This is a genomic window from Bacillus siamensis (genome assembly GCF_051628075.1).
GTDB classification, from domain to species: Bacteria; Bacillota; Bacilli; order Bacillales; family Bacillaceae; genus Bacillus; species Bacillus siamensis.
The window spans coordinates 2,011,394-2,029,866 of sequence record NZ_CP155579.1; the positions used below are offsets into that span (position 1 = coordinate 2,011,394).

The following is an 18,473-nucleotide window of genomic DNA, read 5'->3' on the forward strand; positions in this document are numbered from 1 at the left end:
CTCATCCCCAAGTCAGGCTTTCACCGCTGGGCTGAAAATGCGCAAATAATTTTTGCGTCTGTTTCCATTCTTCATATAGGAAGAGATCCGTCTGATCTGATTCCGGTTCAATTACCTTTATGCGGTTCGAAAGTTCTTCTTTCACACCGAGAGCTTCGTTGCAGATCATCGCCGCCCCCATTACGGATGCCTGGCTGAAGCCTTCTCTCTTATAAATCTTCTTTTGCAGAAGGTTAGCAAGAAACTGTGTCAACGCATCACTTTGGAAACCGCCGCCGCACACCTTCACTTCATTTTGTGAAAAGGAAGTCACCTCTGTTAACGCCTCATAGTTCCATTTGATTGAAAAAGCGATTTCCATCAGAGCGGCTTTGACAAAATGCGCTCGGCTTAAACTTTGGGACAGCGGGGCATCAAAAATAAATCCGCCTTTTGCGAGTGCGTTTTTCTCAGACGATAAATAGGAGCCTAACGCTGAAACACAAGCTTGATCATGTTTCGGCAGACTGGCGATTTCCCGTTCCATGACGCTGTAGGATTCATTCGGATAAAAAATGGATTTTAATTTTTGATAATTGAGTCCCGTTACACCCGGATTCGTTTCAAGAAGCCATTGACCTTCTTCTGTATGGCAATTCAGCCATGCATTCTCTAAACTTTCGGTTCCGGTCTCCGCTGTTATCTTTGTAATCGGCGTCGTTGTGCCGGATACGATGACGATATCTCCGGGCTTTGCATCTGCACTTTTGATGGCAAGCTGTGTGTCTCCCCCGCCTGCAATTACAGGCACTCTTTCAGAAAGACCGAGAACCGCCGCTTTCTTAAACGTTAACATTCCGACAACCGTCCCAGATCGGACGAGTGAAGGAAGAATGGCAGAAGGCACCCCGAAGATGCTGCATAATTTCTCTGACCACGCCTTTTTCCTTACGTCAAACAGCAGTGTTTCAGCGGCCTGTGACGGTTCATAGCTTAAAATACCGCTCAGCTCAAATGTCACCCAGTCACTGATGCTTGTGATGTACTTCACTTCTTTCCATAAAGACGGCTGTCTAGCTTTTAATCCGACAAGTTTCATGGCGGAAAATAAAGCGCTCGGAAGACGTCCGGTTTGCTGCTGCACTTCTTCTTTTGTCTCAATCCCGTCTTCCCATTCACGGCCTCTGTTATCAATGTTGGGCAAACCGAGAAATGCCTTTTTACCTTTATTGATTAGAACAATTCCCTGCCTCTGGCTTGTAGAGGTGATTCCGATTAATGTAATATGTGGGCTTTTGGCAATAACCTTCCTTGCCATAGCGCTGATTTGCTTCCATAACCCTTCCGGTGAGAAATATCGTCCGTCCGGATAAAGCGGATCCGTCACATATTCAATGTCTTCCCTTTCAAGCGCGATCACTTCGCCGCCGGCAGTCACGACCGCGACTCGCGCATTCCCCGTCCCGATGTCAAATACAAGGTAGCCTTTTTGTTCAGCCATTACAGCCTCCTCCTTCCGTTTCAAGTTCTCTTTTGTTATAAAGTTCACGTATTGAGCAGGTTTGATCTTGTTTCCATTTGAAAAGCGCTTCATTTAAAATCTTCACATGATGATCTTCCACTTCAAATGTTGCGCCCGCTAAATGGGGAGTCGCTAACACATTCGGCAAAGAGATCAATTCATAATCAGAAGATTCAGGCGGTTCATGATAAAACACGTCAAGAATCGCTCCTTTAATCCGCCGTTCTTTCAGCACCCGCAGCAGCTCTTTTCTGTCTGTAACCGCCGCTCTTGATGTATTGACAAAAACAGCTTCTTGCTTCATCAATTGAAAATGCCGGGCGCCGATCAGGCCGATGGTTTCTTCGATGCGCGGCAAATGAACGGAGACAATATCACTTTCAGAAAATACCCGTTCAATCGTCGTTTTTTCATACTCCCGGTTCTCATGATTGACAAAGGGGTCATAGTACAGCACCTTGCAGTCAAAAGCCGTCAATAGCCGGGCGATTCTCTGTCCGACAGCTCCGAAACCGATAAGGCCGACTGTTTTCCCCGTCAGCTCATTTCCCCTGAATTTGACGTAAGCCTGCAAATAATCACCATTCCACTTCCCGTCCTTCAGCCACTGATGAGAAGAATACGTGTGGCGCAAAAACGAAATGACATTTCCGATAAACATTTCAGCAACAGCCTGGGCATTGCGGGCCGGTGTATAAAAGACAGGGATTTTTCTTTTAGTCGCCGCCGTGATATCCACATTAGACGGCATCCCTCTGCAGACGCCGATAAAAGCGGAATCCGGCAATATATCAATCACTCGCTCTGATACCTCATCAAGTTCGGTAATAAGCCCCGACGCGTTTGTCTCTTGAATCATCTGGATTAATTCATCTTCCCGATAGGCCCGGCCGTGCTTCTTCCACGGCAGGTGCACAGTCCGCCCGAACAGATCTGTCAGCTCCTTCAGCCCCTCGTCGTGATAGGGTGCGGTAATTAAAACCGTCATGGTGCAAAACATCCTTTTCACATAAATTTTTTCACAAAAAAATCTCTTTCCCCGAAGAAGGAAAGAGATTCATATACCGTCTTTATCCGCTTGAAGCGCACAAATATGTATAGACCATTCTTTCCTATCTTTCAAGCATACGCTTGCTGGAATTGGCACAATAAATGTTGCCGAGGTTTCATAGGGCCAGTCCCTCCACCTCTCTTGATAGAAAATAAAATGATGAAATTGTCAGGCTTTTAAAAGAATAAACTCATCATAGATAAGTCTTTCCGTGATGTCAACACTTTTTTTCTGAATTGACGATCTATTTCGAAATGTTATAATGCTTACAATATAAAAAAAGAGGAGAAATGGGCTATGAATTCTGCTGCAAAACAGCCAAACGGGGTCTTTAAGTCGGTGTGCTCACTGGACTGTCCCGATCAATGCGGCTTACTTGTGACAAAAAAGGACGGAAAAATCGTTAACATTCAGGGAGACCCGGATCACCCCGTCACATCAGGGAATATTTGCAACAAAGTCAGACACATGGCTGAGCGCATTTATGATGAAAAACGTTTAACCGTCCCGTTAAAACGGATCGGCGAAAAAGGTGAAGCCGTGTTTGCGCCTATTTCATGGGACGAAGCAATCAATACGATCAGTGCGCGCTGGAAAGAGCTTATTGCCGAAGAAGGAGCGGAAAGCATTCTCCCGTACAGCTTTTACGGTAATATGGGAAAACTGGCGGCAGAGGGAATGGACCGCCGTTTTTTCCACCGACTCGGGGCGAGCCAGCTCGAACGGACGATCTGCAGCAAAGCCGGATCTGAGGGCTATAACTATACAATGGGAGAAGGCGCAGGTACTGATCCGGAAGAGACCATACATGCAAAGCTCTTTATTTTTTGGGGAATCAATGCCGTCAGCACGAATATGCATCAGGTCATGATTGCTCAAAAAGCCCGGAAAAAAGGAGCTAAAATTGTCGTTATCGATGTACATAAGAACCAAATAGGCCGGCTTGCCGATTGGTTTATTCCCATTCGCCCCGGCACAGATGCCGCACTCGCTCTCGGTATCATGCATGTTTTATTTGCCGAGAACCTTCACGATGAAGCATTTCTCACAGAATACACCGAAGGCAGTGAAGAATTAAAAGCGCATGTCAAACAGTATGATCCGGAAACGGTTTCTGTTATGACAGGCGTTAAAGCAGACGATATCAGACGCCTTGCGAGAATGTACGGGGAAACCTCCCCTTCCCTTATCAGAATCGGAAACGGCATTCAGCACCATGACAATGGCGGTATGATCGTCCGCACCGTCGCCTGCCTTCCGGCTGTGACAGGACAGTGGCTCCGCACCGGGGGAGGCGCAATCAAGCACAACAGCGCGGTATTAAACTATAACAGACAAGCGCTCCAGCGGCCTGATCTGCTTTACGGCAGGAAGCCAAGATCATTTAATATGAACAGGCTCGGAAGCGTTCTTTTAGAAACAAAACCGCCCGTGCGTTCCTTGTTTATTTACGGAACCAATCCCGCGGTAGTTGCGCCGGAAGCGAATAAAGTCAGAAAAGGCCTGCAGCGGGACGATTTATTTACAGTCGTTCACGATCTGTTTTTAACGGAAACCGCCAAATATGCGGATATCGTGCTCCCTGCTGCATCCGCTTTTGAAAACACGGATTTTTACACGTCTTACTGGCACCATTTTATTCAGCTGCAAAAACCGGTGATCGAACCATATGGGGACAGCAAATCGAATACGGAAGTGTTCCGTTTGCTTGCCGGGGCGATGGGCTTTACCGAGCAGGAGCTTCAGGATTCCGATGAAAAATTAATCAGACAGGCGCTGGACTTTCCCGCCAATCCGTATATCGAGGATATTGATTACGATTCGCTTTCATCCCATTCTTTCATGAGAGCCAACCGGAAAAAAACGCTTTTTCCGGGCAAGCTCAAGACGCCGAGCGGAAAAATTGAGTTATATTCTGAAAAGATGAAACAAGACGGTTATCCGGCGCTGCCGACGCACATCCCTCTTGAAAGCGATGATGATTTCCCGCTGTTATTTGTCCCGGGACCGAATCATAACTTTTTAAACTCGACATTTTCGAATAATGAAAAACACGTAAAACTGGAAAAAGCGCCAAAGCTTTTTATTCATACAAAAGATGCTGAGCGCCGGAACATCGAAGACGGAGAAACCGTGAGAATTTGGAACAACCGCGGCGAATGTGAATTGACAGCTTCAGTCGGCGAACAGGTGCTTCCCGGCGTTGCAGTCAGCCAAGGTCTTTGGGCCGACGCGGATGATAAAAAACAGCTGGTCAATTCACTCACTCCCGATCGGCTTGCAGATATGGGCGGAGGCGCTGTTTTCTTCTCCGGAAAGGTGCAGGTGGAAAAGATCGGAAAGCAAAAATAAGCTCCCCCGGTCTTACTGAAGGTGAATCCTTTCGGCGGATTTGACCGTATAAAACATAATGACTTTTATTGGAGGTTTGCTGTATGGATATCATTACCGGCATTGGCATCGCTTTAGCCGGATATTTCATAGGAGACGGATTAAAAAACTTTAAATCACCTGATCCTCATGAACACACTGACCAAATTCTCATCAAAGAAAAAGACTTACACTATTATATTGGCTATTATTTAGGCGTGACTAAGGAAGAAGCAAAACAAATCGTGCCTGACACTTCCGACATTCCGCATATCACCAGAAACGGAAAGCGGTATGTACAGAAAACTGCATTAAGAGAATGGCTGACTTCCATGCTGGAAAAAGAATAACAGCTGCCGTGAATAGCGGGAAGAGAGTTCTTCTCTTCCCGTTCATTAAGATTTGCCGCCCTGCCTCTCTTCAACCCCAAACATACGAAAGATATCGTTCTTACTTAACGAAACATCCCCTTCTTTGGATTTCAAATAAAACCCTTTCGTATATAACCGTATGACTTCATCGTATGCAAGCTCATGACGAAGGAGCGCCATTATACGCCCGTCTTTTTCATCCTGTTTATTGAACCATTCATACTGTTCTGACCAGTTCACTTTCTGCATGTCAAACACCTTCTCGCATTTATTATACTTATTTCACCTTTTGAAAACACTCCGACTGCCTGTGACATTTGTAAAACAGCCATACCCCCTTTTAGTCACCATGTTGACTTATTCCCCATTTCAATGTATATTATAATTGTCAACATGGTGACAATTTAGATTGGAGATCACTTATGGACATTAATTTACTATTGAAAGAACTGCATTTTATGCAACAAAGTTACGCATCACTGTTTTCGGTCGTCAATAAGGTGCAAACTCGCGGAGACGAATACTTAGACATGTTGACTTCCCGACAGCACATGACTCTTATCGCTATTGCCCATTTACCGACGGAAGATACCACACTTATGAATATCGCTAAAAAGCTGGGCACAACAAAACAAACCGCTAACAAATTAATTTCAAGCCTCGCGAAAAAAGGATATGTTCGCACTGTATCAAGTAAACAGGATAAACGTTCAATCAATATTGAGATTACCCCTGAAGGAAAAAAAGCGTTAATTTCCTGTTCAGAAAAATCCACCTATTTTTTAGCGGATATGTTTCATGAGTTCACAACTGAAGAAGTTGAAACATTCTGGAGGCTATTGCAAAAACTTTATCGTTTTGATGGTGAAAAACAGGATGGTTTTGAAGAACAAGCACATTTGAAAGTTGAAGACCAGGCTCAATTCATCTCAGATAACTATGAGGAAAAAATCATGGCTGAATTTTCAAAACGGCGATACGGGAGTGCAGACGATGAATAATATGCTTTATCGAAAAGTAAAAGAGGCAGAGAATAAGATAAAGGAAAAAAGCTATGAGCTGAAAGATAAAATTGATCAATTTATTTCTCATGCCAAATATAAAATTCATTGCAAACGCAAACTGGACCGAGCCGGCAATTATATATCAATTGCCATTGGACTCTTTATCCTAACTGCCTCGTGGCTGACCGAAACACAATGGCTGCTTTGGATAGGTGCCGCGAGTATTTTGAGCAATGCCTGTTTGCTCATTGTAAATCCTGTTAAAGAATAAGCCTGAAAAAAGCTCTCTAAAAGAGAGCTTTCTTTTATTAATCGTCCCAGTCTTCATCTTCTTCCCAGTCATCTTTCGCTTCCTGAATCTTATTATAAAAAAATTCAATAAAGCTTTCTGCAACAGTATCTTGATAACCAATTACCCTATCCCATTCAACTACAGGACATTCTCCGTCTTTCATTTTATTCGTATCTAGACAGTAAGCAAAGTAATCAACATCTTCAATAACCACAAGTCCATCAGTAAGGCCATAGTGTTCTTTATATTCATTAGTTCTATTTACAACTGATGCATGATCAAAGTTGTAGCCTAAAACTAAAACACCGAATAAACCGCCAGCACCGTATTTTTCTAAAAACCATTTATAACTAATAGAAAGTTGGCATTGAAGTTTTTCTTCAATGCGAGTTATGTTTTCATGGCTTGCACCCTCTGTGAATATAGCATTTTGTTTATTTTCATTAATAAAGTTTTCAACCTTCGAATAAATCATTTAATTTAAACACCTCAATTCTCATACTCAAATTGTTTCGCTCTCCACTTCCAATATCTCTTTCGAAAGCTTTCATACTGTGCTTTTAAAACCTTATCATTTCTAAAACTTTCACCATAAGTCTTAAGCTTATGAATAACATCACTATATTTTGTATGTAAACTGTTTGGGATTTCAAGCATTGGGCCAGGTTCTTCTTGAATCAAGTGATGTAAATTAATCTGTGTGCCATCTTTTGCATAAGGAGAATTACCGTTTTTCATAAGCTGAAGATTTGTTACGCCAAATTCTGTTTTTTGGTTAATATCAATATCTTTCATAGTATACACTCTGCGGCTTATGTCTTTAACTTTTCCCTTTGCTTTTACTTTGCCCTTAACCTCAAAGGCACCATACTTTTCTTTATTTAACCAAGGAAGGTTTATTTCTTGACCGGTAAACGGCTTTCTCGTTCCATCCGGGATTTTCTTTGCATTGGTCAAAAGTTCATTTTTAAGGTTTTGGCTGTCAACCACATTGTATGGTACGTTATCAGCTAGAGCAAGTTTATACTTCGGGTTATAGGGAAGCAGATCTGGAAGGTTTACATCCTTAAATTTCTTCCCTGCCTGTCCTGCCTTGTTTATGACCTTCCCCGCCGCATCAGCTTTGTTAACGGCTCCTGCGCCTTTGGTTCCGACGACGGCCACAGCCACTGAACCGACCGCATATGTCACCCATCTTGATCGGGAATACGCATCTCCATTTACCATATCTTTTTGATACGATTCCTCAATAGCTGTTGAAATGGCATTATACGTGTTAATTGGATGAGCAACTGCCCCTATGATACCTTCAACAACTTCATCAGGCTTGCTGATCAGCTGCCATAAACCGGTTACCGTGTCTTTCCCAACATCATAAAGACCAACGCCAGCCCCTTTTAAAATAGCCCAAGTCACTTCTCCGGCTTCTTCCACCTGTTTTGCTTGTTCAAGCTGAATGACATATTGTTGCTTGGACGATTCAAGATTCTCGTACCCGATCTTCTTCGCAATCTCTAAGTATTCATCCGGATCAGTTACTCCATCAGCAAGCTTTTTCTTTAGATCCTTGATTTCCCGCTCTTTCGCTTCTTCCTTCTTCATTGTCAAATAAGCATCTGAATGTCTTGCAATCTCGCCTTTTTTCTTATGTATATCGCTTTCTCTGTACGCCTTAGCGTTATAGTGAAGTGGTGTTGCGTTTTTCCCTTTTCCCGTGGCATTTTGGAGCTGTTGAAAATCTGCTTGAATGAAATGTTCATTTGCCTCGGTTTCTGCGTATTCTTTCATTAGATCATGATCAAGCTTTCCGAGTTTATGTATGGTATCGTTCCTTTTTTTATCTGCCGACTCAAGCTTTTGATCGACATCCTCTGTCGAAAAAACTTCAAGATGAATGATATCGCTGATTTCATCAAGGATACCTTTCATTTCATTGCGTTGCTCCTGCATGATAGCTTTTGATTTATTCTTCGCATGAATCAGCTCATGTTCTAAAAATGACTCTTCCACAAACGAATCGGCCAATCCGGCATCAGATACTTTTCCAGAAATACTGTTAAGAAAAGCAATCTTCATATCGATCAGATCAAGCCAGCTGTCTGTGACACCAGCGTGATCTTGGAAAAAAGCTTTAATGTTGTCAGCGCCTTTGCCTGAAAACTCACTGACATCTAAGTCAGCCATTCCCTGAAAAGCTTTCTTGAGATTGATAAATTGTTCTCTAATCTGATTGTATTGTTTTGCCCGCTTTTCTGCGGCTGAAATGAACGAGTCTGCTTCAAATATCTTCATTTACGTCTCCTTTCCGCTTCTTTCCGTCTAAATTTTACCATAGGATATAAGATAAGCTGAACCTCTTTCATTTGTCGCACTGTCTTATGCAAGATCATAGAATTTGAACAAAACCTTACACCAAGTAGTCATGATGATTAGCAAAACAAAGCCAGATATAACATATATTAAAATATCTCTTGCATTTCTACAGCCGCCATGCTATATTCATATAGCGATGAGCTGAATTGTGTAAGCCGATGCACATGCCCTTGCGGCGCACACGAATGTGGCGTGTGGTGTATCGCCTCAATACGCAAAAGACGTTTGCTTCTGCAAACGTCTTTTTTTATTATCCGATTTTCGTTCCGTTTGGTACGGTCTGCTCGGGCGTAAGCAGGACGACGTCTCCTTTTTCCGGGATGCCGCCGAGAACGAGCACCTCTGACTTGAATCCGGCGATCCGCCGCGGCGGAAAGTTGACAATAGCGGTAACCTGCCTGCCTGTTAAATCACCTGGTTCATACCGTTTTGTAATTTGGGCGCTTGATTGCTTTATGCCGATTTCTCCGCCGAAATCTATTGTCATCTTAATGGCCGGGACCTTTGCTTCCGGAAATACTTCTGCTTTTACGACCGTTCCTATTCTGAGATCAAGCTTCATAAAATCTTCGATGACTGCCATATCAAAAACTCCTTTTTTACAATCATGATACCAAAAAAAAGACATAGTTTATTTAACCGACCTTTGGGCTTATTTATCTGTTTGAAAGGTGTTTCGATAGGCGCGCGGTGTTATTCCCTTATGTCTGACAAACCACCTGGTAAAAGAAGACAAATTTTGAAAGCCGACCTCATGACTGATGTCTGTCAGCCGGCATTTTGTTTCAATAAGCAATTGTTCCGCTTTCTTCAGACGGAGCTCGGAAATATAAGCTTGCGGGCTTTTCCCCGTCTGCCTTTTAAACCAGTCTGAATAGTAAGCCGGGTGGTAATGTTCGATTGCGGCAAGCTCTTTAATAGTAAAAGTCTTTGAGAGATTTCGGCGGATATATGTGATTGAATCATTTGTACGGCTTTCTTGTATCTTTTCAGCAATATATTCTGCGAGCAGACTCAATGAATGAGACGACTGCCGCTTTGCCTCTTCTGTCAGCAGAAACCGAATCGAAGTCCAAAAGGGATCAAGCTTATTGATCACACCGGGGTCAAATGGGCCTTTTAAAAAGTATGCCGGCATGTCAAGAACGAGACATTCATTTCGCTCCAAAGAACGGAACCGGTGTTCATGTCCTGGCGGAATATACAGCATTTGATCCGGTTTTAATCTCACCTCACGTCTTTCTGTCTCCAAGTCCAGCTGTCCTTCGAGAGGAAAGAGCATTTGACAGTATGTGTGAACATGGGAATCAAAAATATGTGAATAAGTGCGCCGCTCACAAACGATGTTCTGTAATGAATCCATTTGCCCCTCCTTTTGGATGATCCGTTTTGTTTTTTAGTTTACATAATAATATTATTGTTTATCTAGTTGTAAACCTCTTAAAAAAGCAACAACGGCAAACTTCCGGCTTTCCTTAATTGATTCAGTCAATTCAAATGCACTCTGTTTCCTCAGCGCAGCAAAACCGTGAAGCAGGCTTCTCAGTCCTCTTGCGGCATGGATTGCGTTTTCGGGACGTGCATAACCGTTTTCTGTCAGCAGCCTGACAACAAGATTCACAAGCTGGCTGGACAGATTCTCCATTCGGCCGTCTTTTATTTTTTGAAATGTTGCTTCATATAATCCGGGATTGGCTTCAGCGAAATTGATATAGGCATCAGCAAGTGAAAGCATGGCCCTTTCATCTGTCAGTCCTTCTGAGGATGCCGCCATGTTTTCATATAACATGGTTAAACCGGAGACGGCCAGCTCTGTCTTAATTCCTTGAAGACCATTGACAAAATTATATAGGGAAGGCGGTTTTACGTTTAAGGACTTTGCAACGGCCGCAAGCGTCACTTCATTCAGCCCTTTTTCGTCAGCGATGCCTGCTGCGGCTCTCAATATCATGTCCAGGCTCATTCCGACTCTCGGTGACATTATAATCGGCCTCCCGGCAGGCTTCGTTCGGCTTCATCAGCAGCCTCAGCCATCATTTCAGCAGGATGATAGAGAACATTTCCATGACCGGCGGCCAGACAGCTTGGTTGATGAGCGATAAGCGTTCTTGCTGTTTTTACAGCAACTTCTTTATTCCAAGTGGCAAAGGCGGGAAACGGAAATCTCCATTTCAGCTTTCCTGAAACCGCAAGGCCGCCCCGTACTTGAAAGGCATCTCCGACGATCAGCATATCATCTCTCAAATCTTTAAAAGCAAGACTCCCCGGCGTATGACCGGGAGCGGGAATGACAAGCAAAGATCCGATCCGCTCGCCGCCTTTCAACAGGCGATCAGGTTCGGTCTGAATATTTTTCGGCACTCCTCCCTTTATCGGCGTTTGTGCTTCATGCTCAAATAATGAAGTGTCACCTTTCAGCAAGAAAGAATCACGTTCAGAAATACAGACATCAGCATCCGGAAATTCCGCAGATAATGAGTCAAGCGAACCGATGTGATCTCCATGCGCGTGAGTGAGCAATATGGTATTCAGCGGTTTCCCAAGCTGCTGCAAAGCTTGTTTGATTCCTTTATGGCTGTTGGGAAGGCCGGCGTCAATCAGGGTTACCCCTTCTTCCTCCTCAACCAAATAACAATTCACCGGGAAAAGCACCGGAAAAAAGGTCAGTTGCCAAACGTTTCCGTATTGTAAAATTCTCATCAATATCCCCCCAAAACTAATGTTATTAGTTTCATTATAACTAATACCATTAGTTTATCAAGCATTTTCCGTTTAAATCTTGAAAAAGGCGCGGGCGCTTCTCTCATGCCAAAAAAAGAAACACGCATACTGTGATAAAAGATGCTTTCAGCCTGCGAATAATTCAGACTACTAAAACCAGCCGGATAAGCATACACTACTCAACGGAGGGGGAGTTCCGCATCATGCATATCACACTTCAAAGCATCTGCCCTGTCTTAATGATTGCCTTTTTTCTGTATAAAAAGGTGAAACGGTCCGTCGGCTTTCAGCCTTTGAAACCCCGCTGGCTTTATACAAGAATGATTTTATTTTCATTGCTGGCCGCCGCTCTGGCGTTTTTCAGCATCACACACCCGGCTTTATACGGGTATCTTATATCCGGCACTTTTTGCGGCTGGCTTCTGGTTCTGTTTGCCAAACGAAACATTTCTTTTGAAGAGCGCCGCGGAAAAATGTATTTTCGGACTCATCTGTGGATTGAACTTATTCTATTAACGTTATTCCTATCGAGATTTGTTTATCGGGTTATTGAAATTTACCGGGTCACAGCGGATTTTACCCATCCGGAGGCATACAGCCAAACGGTCGGCGCCGATCCGCTGACCATCAGTGTCTTTTATTTCATCGCTGTTTATTACAGCGGCTTCTCTTTTTATGTTTTAAAAACGAGCAGAGACCAGACAAATAACAGTCAATATGGCTGACATCCCTGCCTAAAAAGCAGGGATGTTTTTTAATCGTGCCGCGTATGATGAATCATTTGCTGAAGCACATCTAACACATGTTCATCCTCAGGAGAATAATAGATGGATGTTCCTTCTCTGCGTGATTTGACGAGGCGCAGATTTTTAAGAAAACGCAGCTGATGAGAAACGGTAGACTGCAGTAAATTCAGCTTTTCTGCGATATCATTTACCGCGTGCTCACCCAGTGACAGCAAATGGAGAATTCTGATTCTGGTCGGATCAGACAGCGCCTTAAAAGTCTGAGCAACCAAAAATAATGTTTCCTCATCTAAATCGACAGCGGGGTCATTCGTGTTTCCGGATTCGTGAAATTCAGTCATATACCTCACCCTTCTTTTCTCAAGTAGCCCAATTATACCAAATGTCAATTGATGCAGATACATCCTGCGCCTGACAAAAGAACCGTTATTTTAAATTTATGTTTCAAATACGGGTTTCTGCTTGGTTTCGCGCATTCATCTGTGTCATAATGAAAAAGTCATAATGCTCCTGAAATTGAGGGTGAAACACAGTGGAGAAAAAGAAAAAAGGCTGTTTCGCTGCTGCGGGTCTTATGATGATATGTGTTTTTGTCATGGTGTCCTTCTTTCTCATCCTGTTATTTTCAAATAATGAATGGCTCAAAAGTCTTCCGTTTGATGTCAAACCGATCGTGCTTGAACGGCTGACGGATTACAAACCGCTTGTGGAGGACGAGCTGGATGAAAAAGGGCTCACTAGATATACATCGCTGGTACTCGGCATGATATATCAGGAGTCAAAAGGAAGAGGAAATGATCCCATGCAGTCTTCAGAATCTCTGGGTTTAAAGCGAAATCAAATCAAAAACCCTCAAACCAGTATCAAACAGGGAATCAAACAATTCACTCTCATGTACCAAACAGGCAAGAAAAAAGGCGTAGACTTGGATACGATTATACAAAGCTACAACATGGGAGCCGGCTATATTGATTTTGTGGCTGAACATGGAGGATCGCATACTGAGGAACTGGCAAAACAATACTCCGAGCAGCAGGTCAAAAAAAATCCGAAACTTTACACTTGCGGAGGGAACAAAGGCAATTTCCGTTATCCCTACTGCTATGGTGATTACACGTACGCAGAAAAAGTAAAAGCAAAAACAAAAACCGTTGAACAATCCTTAAATGTAACAACACTTGAAACGCTTGAAGAATAAAAGGCGCCCTGTATGAGGCGCCTTTTTTCAATAGAAAAAAACCGCGCGGAGCACGGCTTTTTTTAATAATACGGCGATATCATTAAGTATACAATGACACCCGTCAGACTGACATACAGCCAGAGCGGCATCGTCCATCTGGCGATTTTTTTGTGGCGCTCCACCTGCATGCTGAAACCTCTGATCAGCGTAAACAGCGCAAGCGGCACGATGATGGCGGAAAGGCAAATATGCGTAATCAAAATAAAGAAATAAATCCCCCGAATGATGCCGTGGCCGCCGAATAAAGTATTCTCAGCTATCGAGTGATACACGACATAGCAGATCAAAAACAGCAGAGTCGTCGTAAACGCCGCCAAAATAAAGCGTTTATGCGCTTGAATATTTTTTTGCTTAATCATAAAGAGCGCTGCCAGCAAAAAGATAAAAGTAAAGCTGTTAAAAATGGCATTTAACATTGGCAGAATATGAATATTGGCAATGCTGATCTGACCTGATTTCGGCATAAAAAACAGCACCGCAATTAACCCGTTGATCAAAACGGTCAATGTCAGCACGATACCGGTATAACTTTTAGGTTTGTTTTCTGTCTGATTCATCTTATGACCTCTCTCAATTTTACTGACTATCCAAATGGTATGAGAATTCAGCTTTGATGTCAACGGTTTCGCCCGCTTCGTCAGAAATTAGACAAACTTAAGCCCTAAAAAGACCGGGTGTTTGAGACCCGGCCTTTCGTCATATTAAGCTTCCTTCAACAGTTCTTCTATCACCTTATGTTCGTTTTCATTCAACAGATTTTTTGGAATGATCCGATCAATCGGTTTGTTCATATGCTGATCGAGAATATCGGCTGTTTCCTTATCCCCCGCGATTACGAGGCGCTCCCATTTATGTGATGCGGCCTTTTGATCAAGGTTTGAAGCCAATCGTTTATACAGCCTGTTTTGGTTTTCTTCGACGTGGGCTTTAGCAGCATCTTCGGCCATTGATGCGGAGCTCTCGCTTACATCCTGCGGTTTCCAGGATTCATTGATGACGTCGTATTGATAATGCTCTACACCTTCAATTTTTCCGAGTACGGTTTCGATAATCTTCACTTCATTTTGCTGGGTGAGAATAAAAGCCGTGCTCGGATATTGTTCACGGAGAAGTTCCAATTGGTCAAGGACGGCCGTTTCTTCCCAATAAAACCGTGTTTCGACAGGCACCTGCAGCTCAATCGTCTCCCAGATACCGCTTTCTCCCGATGCAAAAAATACGAGACTTCGCGGCATTTCTTTACCGAGCCCATCGATATATTGATAGACACGTTCCATGATGCGGACGAGGGATTTTTCTTCTTTTGGATCACTGACAGACAGATACTCCTTTAATCTCCGAAAACCGGTTTTTAAAGCGATTTTCCACTCTCCCCCCTGCTGATCCGGATTTCTCATATCCGTATTTACATATAAGGAAAGCATTTTATCAGGAGATTCCGTCATTACGTACTTCAATTTGCCGATGAGTGAGTCAATTGCCATCATAGATTCCTCCTTTTTCCGCTGTTCCCTGTTCCTTTCCCTATCCCGGCCTCCTTAAAAACGTCAATCTGCATATATACGGCAGACTTTTCTAAAAAAGTTTTTGCAAAACCCATTTACAAACCAAGACATCATTTACTACAATGGATACTTGTGTTTGACTAAGACGTTTTTCGCTGTGAAAGGAGTATGATTTTGTTTACTGCAGAAGAAAGAGATCAGAAAGAGCTGGAAAAAGAGCTTCATAAGCTTGAATTTCAGATTTTCAGAATGCGGGAGAATCTGACAGATGTATCAAAAGACGCGCGAGTGCTTGGTATTGATCAATCGAACAATGACGATTGGATCATTGTTTCCTCGATTGATGATGGCCAAACATGTAAGATTATGCTGACTGACTGTGAATCAGCCTACCGGGGAAGAGGATGTTTTTCACTGATTGCTTCCTATTATGAAAATGCCATTCATATCGGGGACATTAAAGGCCCGCCGAACCACGGCTACGGCTCGATCTGCATGAAATTTTTAAAACATATCGCCAGGGAGCAGAATATCCCGAAAGTGACGGGCGACATCGCTAAGCGTGATTGGGATCATGTCGACAGACTCATTCATTTTTATGAAAAGCATCAATTTGATGTCTGGATTGACAAGGATACACAATCAGGCGGCATTAAATGGGTCGACCTGTAAAAAAGTGATAGAAAAACCCCCTTTTCTATGGTGTAATAGATAAAACCATAGAAGGAGGGTTTTTTTGTATCCGGAAAAACTGAAAAAAGGTGACGGCATTCGTATTGTTTCTCCGGCAACGAGCATGTCCGTTATGACAGATGAAAATATAAATGCCGCGAAGACAAAATTGGAGGAGCTGGGTTTTTGTGTCTCTTTTTCAGAGCATGCGAAAGAAATAAATGAATTTGATTCATCATCCATTGAATCGCGTGTCCGGGATCTGCACGAAGCTTTCGCTGACCCTGACATCAAAGCGATTTTGACGACACTCGGCGGGTTCCAATCAAATCAGCTGCTCCGTTATCTTGATTATGAAAACATCAAGCGGCACCCGAAAATCCTTTGCGGCTATTCAGATATTACCGCTCTTGGCCATGCCATTTATCAAAAAACCGGGCTTGTCACATATTCCGGCCCCCATTTTTCTTCATTCGCCATGAAAAAAGGATTGGACTATACGATTGACTCTTTCTTAGCCTGCTGCGCTTCTGATAAGCCGTATGAAGTAAAGCCTTCGGCCGAGTGGAGTGATGATAAATGGTATATGAACCAGGAGGACAGACGTTTTTATCCGAATCCGGGTCCGCTCGTTATTCAACCCGGTTATGCTGAAGGAACACTGATCGGAGGAAACCTATGCACCCTGAATCTTCTGCAAGGCACGGAATACTTTCCGGAGATGGAACAAGTGATTCTGTTTATAGAAGATGATCATATGTCTGACATTCATATGTTTGATCGGGATTTGCAGTCACTCATTCATCTTCCCGCTTTTTCAGCCGTGAAAGGAATTGTCATCGGACGGTTCCAGCATGCTTCAAATGTGTCTGAAGAGGCTCTCTGCGCCGTCATCCGTACAAAAAAAGAACTGTCGTCTATGCCCGTTATCGCAAATGCTGACTTCGGCCATACTTCTCCTCTGATGACTTTCCCGATCGGAGGAACATGCAGAATAGAAGCCGGCTCAGAAGGCGGACGAATATGGATCGGCCGGCATTAACACAAAAAGACGGGAAAACAGCCCCGTCTTTTATTATTTCGGTGTCTTATGCCCCGACGTGCGCGGAGCGATCATGAACCGGCCGTCAGCCGCTGCCGTCACCCATACGGAAGCTCCTTCATAAAAACGGCTGATCTCTTCATTATATACGGCAGTTGACAGTTCACGTTTATCATGCGTTCCGTCTTGGTTTTTTACGTTTAAAATAAGTACAAGCTCGTATCTGCCATTCTTCATCACGCCAGTACGTCTCACCTTTTCAATAACGGCGGGCCTTCCCTTCCCTCTTTCAAGCGCCTGAAACAGCCTGACAGCCGGCATAGACAATCCGATGACCAGCACAATGGCACAAGCGGTGTACATCCCTGCTTGAAATACCGGTGATTCTGTGAAGGTATTCCATAAAAATATAAGTTCGGGCTCCATTCAATTCATCCCTTCAGATGCCGCTTTCAAACTCATTCTCTCTATATCATATTCGGGGAACGCTTTTTCTTTTTCAGCATATAACGATTATGCACAGACAAAAAAGGGAAGAAAAAAAGAACACAAAGCATTTAGCCTTGTGTCCTTTACTCTCTATATGAAACTAGTCTAACACTTTAACATTTACTGTTCTGACGCCCCAGTTGTTAGCGTCACTTTTCTTTGCAACAAATACGTCAATTTTATTTCCTTTAATTGCGCCGCCTGTATCTGCTGCTGTTGCCACTCCGTAACCTTCAACATAAACCTTAGAGCCAAGCGGAATGACACTAGGGTCTACCGCGATGACTTTTGCATCAGGGTTTTTGTTTAAGTCAACACCGGTTGCCGTTACACCGGAAATGCCGCCGTCGTTAGCGGAGTAAGCAGTTGCAGTCATTGTCAGCTGCTTTTTAGGCTCTTGTTGGTTTGTATTTGATTGAACAGGCTGCTGTTTTGCTTCGACAGCCTTCACTTCTTGTTTAGGTTGTTGTTCTTGAACAGGTTCTTGTTTAGGCTGCTCTTTTTGGACAGCTTCTTGTTTCGGCTGTTCTGTCTCGGCAGCTGGTTTTTGTTCAGGTTGCGGCTGGCTGGCTTGAGCCGGCTGTGCAGCCTGCGCCTGACCTTTCACCTTTAATGTTGTGCCTGCGTAAATGATATCTGATTGCAAGTTATTCAAGCTTTTCAGATTACCGACTGATGTTCCGAATTGCTGAGCAATTTTCCAGAGGCTGTCGCCCTGCTTCACTGTGTACTGCCCAGATGTGGTTGTTTCTACTGAAGAAATAGTCAGTTTCTCTCCTTCAATGATTAAATCAGAAGATAACTGATTCCATTCTTTTAAGTCCTTTAGGTTCACTCCGTTTTTTTGCGAGATCCCCCAGAGCGTGTCACCCTTTTGCACCGTGATTTCTTTAGCAGAAGCGTGAGCTCCGAATGCAGTTGTTGAAATTGCTGCAACTGCGACAAAGGACATAATCGTCTTCTTCATAAGTAAATCCTCCCTTGTTAGCTTTTTATTGGCGGCTAACAGGTGATATCGTAACATATGAAAATGTCAGTTCAATAACAAAACGATTTGAATTAGATTACAGTTCCTTTACATGAAACATTTCTCTCA

General features: G+C 43.4%; 22 protein-coding genes and 1 riboswitch. Of the genes, 8 read left to right on the plus strand and 14 right to left on the minus strand.

Annotated elements, in window-relative coordinates:
* Position 1 precedes the first annotated feature (1 nt).
* Together ABDB98_RS09625 and ABDB98_RS09630 are read right to left on the minus strand one after the other, a co-directional pair.
* A complete protein-coding gene (locus tag ABDB98_RS09625) occupies positions 2-1,480 on the minus strand; it encodes an FGGY-family carbohydrate kinase (protein WP_438420030.1) in 1,479 nt (492 codons plus the stop codon).
* Positions 1,473-2,489 carry a 2-hydroxyacid dehydrogenase gene (locus ABDB98_RS09630; RefSeq protein ID WP_438420031.1) on the minus strand — a complete coding sequence of 339 codons (1,017 nt, stop codon included), beginning with the start codon at positions 2,487-2,489 and terminating at the stop codon, positions 1,473-1,475. Before ABDB98_RS09630 ends, ABDB98_RS09625 begins: the two co-directional genes overlap by 8 nt.
* A gap of 121 nt (positions 2,490-2,610) precedes the next feature.
* A riboswitch (SAM riboswitch) is annotated at positions 2,611-2,703 on the minus strand.
* A gap of 146 nt (positions 2,704-2,849) precedes the next feature.
* Here ABDB98_RS09630 and ABDB98_RS09635 point away from each other — a divergent pair.
* Together ABDB98_RS09635 and ABDB98_RS09640 are read left to right on the plus strand one after the other, a co-directional pair.
* Positions 2,850-4,904, plus strand: coding sequence for a molybdopterin oxidoreductase family protein (locus ABDB98_RS09635; RefSeq protein ID WP_438420032.1), 2,055 nt, complete (start codon positions 2,850-2,852; stop codon positions 4,902-4,904).
* An 83-nt stretch (positions 4,905-4,987) separates the two neighbouring features.
* On the plus strand, positions 4,988-5,272 hold the full coding sequence (locus ABDB98_RS09640; RefSeq protein ID WP_438420033.1) for a hypothetical protein: 285 nt from the start codon (positions 4,988-4,990) through the stop codon (positions 5,270-5,272).
* 45 nt (positions 5,273-5,317) lie between these two features.
* On the opposite strand, the gene ABDB98_RS09645 is transcribed toward ABDB98_RS09640, so the two are convergent.
* The gene (locus tag ABDB98_RS09645) at positions 5,318-5,542 is read right to left on the minus strand and encodes a hypothetical protein (RefSeq protein ID WP_438420034.1); all 225 of its coding nucleotides are present in this window, start codon (positions 5,540-5,542) and stop codon (positions 5,318-5,320) included.
* A 173-nt stretch (positions 5,543-5,715) separates the two neighbouring features.
* On the opposite strand from ABDB98_RS09645, the gene ABDB98_RS09650 reads away from it, so the two are divergent.
* Together ABDB98_RS09650 and ABDB98_RS09655 are read left to right on the plus strand one after the other, a co-directional pair.
* Positions 5,716-6,294: a MarR family winged helix-turn-helix transcriptional regulator gene (locus ABDB98_RS09650; RefSeq protein WP_438420035.1), complete on the plus strand. Its 579-nt coding sequence runs from the start codon at positions 5,716-5,718 to the stop codon at positions 6,292-6,294.
* Positions 6,287-6,568: a hypothetical protein gene (locus tag ABDB98_RS09655; protein WP_438420036.1), complete on the plus strand. Its 282-nt coding sequence runs from the start codon at positions 6,287-6,289 to the stop codon at positions 6,566-6,568. The genes ABDB98_RS09650 and ABDB98_RS09655 overlap by 8 nt, the downstream gene beginning before the upstream one ends.
* A 37-nt stretch (positions 6,569-6,605) precedes the next feature.
* Here ABDB98_RS09655 and yobK read toward each other — a convergent pair whose 3' ends face one another.
* The 6 genes from yobK to ABDB98_RS09685 form a co-directional block, all read right to left on the minus strand.
* Positions 6,606-7,064 carry a type VII secretion system immunity protein YobK gene (yobK, locus tag ABDB98_RS09660; protein ID WP_438420037.1) on the minus strand — a complete coding sequence of 153 codons (459 nt, stop codon included), beginning with the start codon at positions 7,062-7,064 and terminating at the stop codon, positions 6,606-6,608.
* Between the two features lie 14 nt (positions 7,065-7,078).
* Positions 7,079-8,881 (minus strand): T7SS effector LXG polymorphic toxin, encoded by a 1,803-nt coding sequence (locus tag ABDB98_RS09665; protein WP_438420038.1) that lies wholly within the window; start codon positions 8,879-8,881, stop codon positions 7,079-7,081.
* 331 nt (positions 8,882-9,212) lie between these two features.
* Positions 9,213-9,545, minus strand: coding sequence for a chaperone CsaA (csaA, locus tag ABDB98_RS09670; protein ID WP_060962577.1), 333 nt, complete (start codon positions 9,543-9,545; stop codon positions 9,213-9,215).
* Positions 9,546-9,614: 69 nt separating this feature from the next.
* Positions 9,615-10,325, minus strand: coding sequence for an AraC family transcriptional regulator (locus ABDB98_RS09675; RefSeq protein ID WP_438420039.1), 711 nt, complete (start codon positions 10,323-10,325; stop codon positions 9,615-9,617).
* Between the two features lie 51 nt (positions 10,326-10,376).
* Positions 10,377-10,943 (minus strand): TetR/AcrR family transcriptional regulator, encoded by a 567-nt coding sequence (locus ABDB98_RS09680; RefSeq protein ID WP_438420040.1) that lies wholly within the window; start codon positions 10,941-10,943, stop codon positions 10,377-10,379.
* Complete coding sequence (locus ABDB98_RS09685; protein ID WP_438420041.1) at positions 10,943-11,662, minus strand: MBL fold metallo-hydrolase; 720 nt, start codon at positions 11,660-11,662, stop codon at positions 10,943-10,945. The genes ABDB98_RS09680 and ABDB98_RS09685 overlap by 1 nt, the downstream gene beginning before the upstream one ends.
* Positions 11,663-11,886: 224 nt before the next feature.
* On the opposite strand from ABDB98_RS09685, the gene ABDB98_RS09690 reads away from it, so the two are divergent.
* A complete protein-coding gene (locus ABDB98_RS09690) occupies positions 11,887-12,408 on the plus strand; it encodes a hypothetical protein (RefSeq protein WP_060962573.1) in 522 nt (173 codons plus the stop codon).
* A gap of 29 nt (positions 12,409-12,437) precedes the next feature.
* On the opposite strand, the gene czrA is transcribed toward ABDB98_RS09690, so the two are convergent.
* Entirely contained in the window at positions 12,438-12,770 is a 333-nt protein-coding gene (czrA, locus tag ABDB98_RS09695) for a Zn(II)-responsive metalloregulatory transcriptional repressor CzrA (RefSeq protein WP_438420042.1), read from the minus strand.
* A 191-nt stretch (positions 12,771-12,961) separates the two neighbouring features.
* On the opposite strand from czrA, the gene ABDB98_RS09700 reads away from it, so the two are divergent.
* Positions 12,962-13,627, plus strand: coding sequence for a lysozyme family protein (locus ABDB98_RS09700; RefSeq protein WP_060962571.1), 666 nt, complete (start codon positions 12,962-12,964; stop codon positions 13,625-13,627).
* A 62-nt stretch (positions 13,628-13,689) separates the two neighbouring features.
* Here the strand turns inward: ABDB98_RS09700 and ABDB98_RS09705 are convergent, their stop codons facing one another.
* Together ABDB98_RS09705 and ABDB98_RS09710 are read right to left on the minus strand one after the other, a co-directional pair.
* Positions 13,690-14,226, minus strand: a complete 537-nt coding sequence (locus ABDB98_RS09705; protein WP_438420043.1) for a DUF420 domain-containing protein — start codon at positions 14,224-14,226, stop codon at positions 13,690-13,692.
* A gap of 144 nt (positions 14,227-14,370) precedes the next feature.
* Positions 14,371-15,153 (minus strand): VLRF1 family aeRF1-type release factor, encoded by a 783-nt coding sequence (locus ABDB98_RS09710; RefSeq protein WP_269774959.1) that lies wholly within the window; start codon positions 15,151-15,153, stop codon positions 14,371-14,373.
* Positions 15,154-15,342: 189 nt separating this feature from the next.
* Between ABDB98_RS09710 and ABDB98_RS09715 the strand changes: the two genes are divergently transcribed.
* Positions 15,343-15,846: a hypothetical protein gene (locus tag ABDB98_RS09715; RefSeq protein WP_438420044.1), complete on the plus strand. Its 504-nt coding sequence runs from the start codon at positions 15,343-15,345 to the stop codon at positions 15,844-15,846.
* Positions 15,847-15,910: 64 nt separating this feature from the next.
* Positions 15,911-16,888, plus strand: coding sequence for a S66 family peptidase (locus ABDB98_RS09720; protein WP_438420045.1), 978 nt, complete (start codon positions 15,911-15,913; stop codon positions 16,886-16,888).
* A gap of 33 nt (positions 16,889-16,921) precedes the next feature.
* Here ABDB98_RS09720 and ABDB98_RS09725 read toward each other — a convergent pair whose 3' ends face one another.
* On the minus strand, positions 16,922-17,314 hold the full coding sequence (locus ABDB98_RS09725) for a hypothetical protein (protein ID WP_438420046.1): 393 nt from the start codon (positions 17,312-17,314) through the stop codon (positions 16,922-16,924).
* Between the two features lie 163 nt (positions 17,315-17,477).
* Positions 17,478-18,344, minus strand: coding sequence for a 3D domain-containing protein (locus ABDB98_RS09730; RefSeq protein WP_060962567.1), 867 nt, complete (start codon positions 18,342-18,344; stop codon positions 17,478-17,480).
* Positions 18,345-18,473: the final 129 nt, after the last annotated feature.

Coding starts and splice junctions, on each gene's coding strand:
- ABDB98_RS09630 (WP_438420031.1), bottom strand. CDS start 2,489: ATGACGGTTTTAATTACCGCACCCTATCACGACGAGGGGCTGAAGGAG.
- ABDB98_RS09635 (WP_438420032.1), top strand. CDS start 2,850: ATGAATTCTGCTGCAAAACAGCCAAACGGGGTCTTTAAGTCGGTGTGC.
- ABDB98_RS09640 (WP_438420033.1), top strand. CDS start 4,988: ATGGATATCATTACCGGCATTGGCATCGCTTTAGCCGGATATTTCATA.
- ABDB98_RS09665 (WP_438420038.1), bottom strand. CDS start 8,881: ATGAAGATATTTGAAGCAGACTCGTTCATTTCAGCCGCAGAAAAGCGG.
- ABDB98_RS09685 (WP_438420041.1), bottom strand. CDS start 11,662: ATGAGAATTTTACAATACGGAAACGTTTGGCAACTGACCTTTTTTCCG.
- ABDB98_RS09710 (WP_269774959.1), bottom strand. CDS start 15,153: ATGGCAATTGACTCACTCATCGGCAAATTGAAGTACGTAATGACGGAA.
- csaA (WP_060962577.1), bottom strand. CDS start 9,545: ATGGCAGTCATCGAAGATTTTATGAAGCTTGATCTCAGAATAGGAACG.
- ABDB98_RS09730 (WP_060962567.1), bottom strand. CDS start 18,344: ATGAAGAAGACGATTATGTCCTTTGTCGCAGTTGCAGCAATTTCAACA.
- ABDB98_RS09680 (WP_438420040.1), bottom strand. CDS start 10,943: ATGTCACCGAGAGTCGGAATGAGCCTGGACATGATATTGAGAGCCGCA.
- ABDB98_RS09705 (WP_438420043.1), bottom strand. CDS start 14,226: ATGAATCAGACAGAAAACAAACCTAAAAGTTATACCGGTATCGTGCTG.
- ABDB98_RS09645 (WP_438420034.1), bottom strand. CDS start 5,542: ATGCAGAAAGTGAACTGGTCAGAACAGTATGAATGGTTCAATAAACAG.
- ABDB98_RS09675 (WP_438420039.1), bottom strand. CDS start 10,325: ATGGATTCATTACAGAACATCGTTTGTGAGCGGCGCACTTATTCACAT.
- ABDB98_RS09625 (WP_438420030.1), bottom strand. CDS start 1,480: ATGGCTGAACAAAAAGGCTACCTTGTATTTGACATCGGGACGGGGAAT.
- ABDB98_RS09690 (WP_060962573.1), top strand. CDS start 11,887: ATGCATATCACACTTCAAAGCATCTGCCCTGTCTTAATGATTGCCTTT.
- yobK (WP_438420037.1), bottom strand. CDS start 7,064: ATGATTTATTCGAAGGTTGAAAACTTTATTAATGAAAATAAACAAAAT.
- ABDB98_RS09715 (WP_438420044.1), top strand. CDS start 15,343: ATGATTTTGTTTACTGCAGAAGAAAGAGATCAGAAAGAGCTGGAAAAA.
- ABDB98_RS09725 (WP_438420046.1), bottom strand. CDS start 17,314: ATGGAGCCCGAACTTATATTTTTATGGAATACCTTCACAGAATCACCG.
- czrA (WP_438420042.1), bottom strand. CDS start 12,770: ATGACTGAATTTCACGAATCCGGAAACACGAATGACCCCGCTGTCGAT.
- ABDB98_RS09655 (WP_438420036.1), top strand. CDS start 6,287: ATGAATAATATGCTTTATCGAAAAGTAAAAGAGGCAGAGAATAAGATA.
- ABDB98_RS09650 (WP_438420035.1), top strand. CDS start 5,716: ATGGACATTAATTTACTATTGAAAGAACTGCATTTTATGCAACAAAGT.